Origin of the sequence: Syntrophomonas zehnderi OL-4 (assembly GCF_000983115.1) — a bacterium.
Lineage (GTDB): Bacteria > Bacillota > Syntrophomonadia > Syntrophomonadales > Syntrophomonadaceae > Syntrophomonas_B > Syntrophomonas_B zehnderi.
In genome coordinates this window covers 3,777-6,471 of the sequence record NZ_CGIH01000043.1, presented here as the reverse complement: position 1 = coordinate 6,471, position 2,695 = coordinate 3,777, and the positions used below count along the sequence as shown (strand labels likewise).

Sequence of the window (2,695 nt, the reverse complement as noted above, 5' to 3'; positions counted from 1 at the left end):
GAATCACCCAAGCTGGAATTATAAATGACTTTGGCGGAGCCGCTTTGATTACTGGCCACTTTGCTGGCATTGACATAATTAGTAGCAACCCAGCCTTGGTTCCACGCACTACTACTCGGATTCCACGCCTGTACCTTCAAGAATCCGTTTTGGCTTTGTCCAAGATAGACACAAGCTGTTCCTTCCGCCATTGTGAAGAGAACTGATGAAGACGTATTCGGTTGGCTGCGCAAATTAACACTAGTGGTCGTTACATATAAAGGTTCTGCCATTGCGGGTACCGACGGTGCAGCAATAATCAGGAAACTGAACACCATAAATATCGCTAGAGGAGCTACCCAATATTTTTTAATATTATACACTTTTTATCCACTTCCTTCCATGACTAATTAATTGCCCAAAGCGATAATCACAACAGGGGCATTTATTGACCAGAGAGCAAAAAGGGCTGAATTAGTCCGCATAGCACAAAAACCTGAATCCCTTCCACTCGTTTCTGTTTATTCACCTCACCCATTGTGATCACAATTGTAATTCGTACGATACATTTATAATAATCCCTAAAAAATACAATTTCTATAGAAAATCCTAGATTCTACATTTCCAGGCCTAAATACTACACATAAGGGCCTGAATTGCATGGATTTCGGAAAGCAACAATAATAAAATGGCCGAAGCCCTAAAATGTAAAAAATAGGAAAAATATGTTATTTCCATGCCCGTAAATGGCATATTTATATTTTAGGGGAGGAAAAATAGGTTTATATTGAATGAGACTTTTGCATAATAGCAAAAATCACGTTCTTTGAAACTACAATATGGTAGTAGAACATACTAACCATTTAAATTTTGGTTAATATTGCCTCTATTATCAACAAGTTTACTGGATTTGTCTAAAAATGAGCAGGTTAACCCCTTTCCTTTAAAAACCTTGATTCTGCTTACTTTATGCAGATATATCGGCAGAAGATTTGTCATTGTTTATGGCAACAACCGATGCAATCATGGTAATAACACTCAGGTAAGCATGGGTTTTGACCTTTTTAATGCCTCGTACATTAAGTCCGGTTTCAAATCCCAGATGCTCCTTTAAGCGTCCAAAACACCGCTCTACACTGGTTCTCTTGTTGTATAGAAGCTTCCAGTTTGAAGTGCCTCGATGAGGCACTGTGAATAATCTGGAATCTTGCCTGGCTCTGGTTTTAACAACCATCCCATAATTGCTATCTGAGCACCAGGAGGAACCAAATGGACAGTCACATTTACCCGTAACATGAGGGCAACGGAATTTGTTAACCCCATTACTGCCGCCCCAATAAATCATGCGGTAACCCGCTGAGCATATGGGGGTTGCATCCCAATCCAGACCTTCTGGAGGTTCTTTGGCTCTGCGGTGGTTTAACGGTATTATTGCTTGTGCCTTGTAGTCCTTACGGATTAGTTCGTATATTGACTTTTGGTCATAACCTGCATCCATAAGATAATAATGTGGTTTACTGTTCAAGTTATTACTGCATTGTTCAAGGATGTTTTCGGCCATTATACCATCGTTGGTACTGGCTGGGGTTATGCTCAATGCCACTGGTAGTTCAGATTTAACGTCAGTTGCGATATGCAGCTTGTAGCCAAACCAGGTTATCTGGTTACCGTTGGTATCCAGCTTGCTGCCCCAGTTAGCTGACTGGCCATCGTCTTTAATATTTTTACGTGAAACTGACTTCTCTTTGGCATTTACTTTGGAAGCATCTATGGCAATGGAACTGGTATCAAGCAAACCCATGGATTCAGCCGTTTTCACTTGTTTTTTGAACGTTCACATAGTACTTCTGATTGGGTTAATTGTTCATAGAATCGACTAAAGGTAGCAATACTGGGAATTTTGCCAAAAACATCAAAGCCGCAGTTATATCTGAGCACCGGGTCATGGGTAAGACGCTCCACCAATTCAGTAAATGTAGCCATATTGTAAACTCGCATAGCAATTAATGCATTGAGTTTGCTCTCAACCGGGTAACCAGTTGGCCCCCTATGTTGTTTATCATTTTGGCAAAGAGCTGTAATTACGTCATTAAAATCGAGGGTAGCCAATATTATCTCTAAACGTGACCGGGGCTGCAAATTTATTGCGTCCTCAAAGGAAAATACGTATCCTTGACGAATATTCATAAGTGACTTCTCCTCCTTCGGATGGTTTGTTTTGTCACTTACTTATTCGGCAAAATAGGGGGTGAAGTCCTTTTTCTGCCCTCGTAAAGTTCGGATATTTCTAGGCTAATCAATATGCAAAACTCTCGAATATTAAAGTAATATATTTTCAGGGGACAGCTATTTGGAAAGCATTCTTGATGAGGTAGAGCATGGAAAAGAAACATCAACATAAGGTAATTGTCTCCGACCGGGCTCGTCAGATGTTGGCGGCCATGTTCATTTTTTGGCGCAGAAAAACCTGCCCGCTACCCGTAAGGTAAAAAATGATCTAATGGATGCTATCAACTCCCTTTATCAAATGCCGGAGCGTTTTCCGTTTTTAGAAGCAGATTTTATTCCTCCCAACAAATATCACAGGATGTTGGCGGGAAAAAGGTATCTGATTCTATATCAGATTAAGGATCAGACGGTGTAAGTTGACTATATTGTGGACTGTCGGCAGGATTATGAGTGGTTAGTACGATAATTTGTAACCGATTATAACTCC

1 protein-coding gene and 2 pseudogenes are annotated in these 2,695 nt (G+C 40.4%); 1 reads left to right on the top strand and 2 read right to left on the bottom strand.

Annotated features, from left to right (window positions below; all coding sequences use genetic code 11):
- Together AAV90_RS12020 and AAV90_RS12015 are read right to left on the bottom strand one after the other, a co-directional pair.
- Positions 1-362, bottom strand: a 362-nt coding sequence (locus AAV90_RS12020) for an SH3 domain-containing protein (RefSeq protein WP_046499523.1), incomplete at its 3' end; no start/stop codon positions are given.
- A 584-nt stretch (positions 363-946) separates the two neighbouring features.
- Positions 947-2,166, bottom strand: a pseudogene (locus tag AAV90_RS12015) (transposase).
- Between the two features lie 191 nt (positions 2,167-2,357).
- Between AAV90_RS12015 and AAV90_RS12010 the strand changes: the two are divergent.
- Positions 2,358-2,623, top strand: a pseudogene (locus AAV90_RS12010) (type II toxin-antitoxin system RelE/ParE family toxin).
- Positions 2,624-2,695 lie beyond the last annotated feature (72 nt).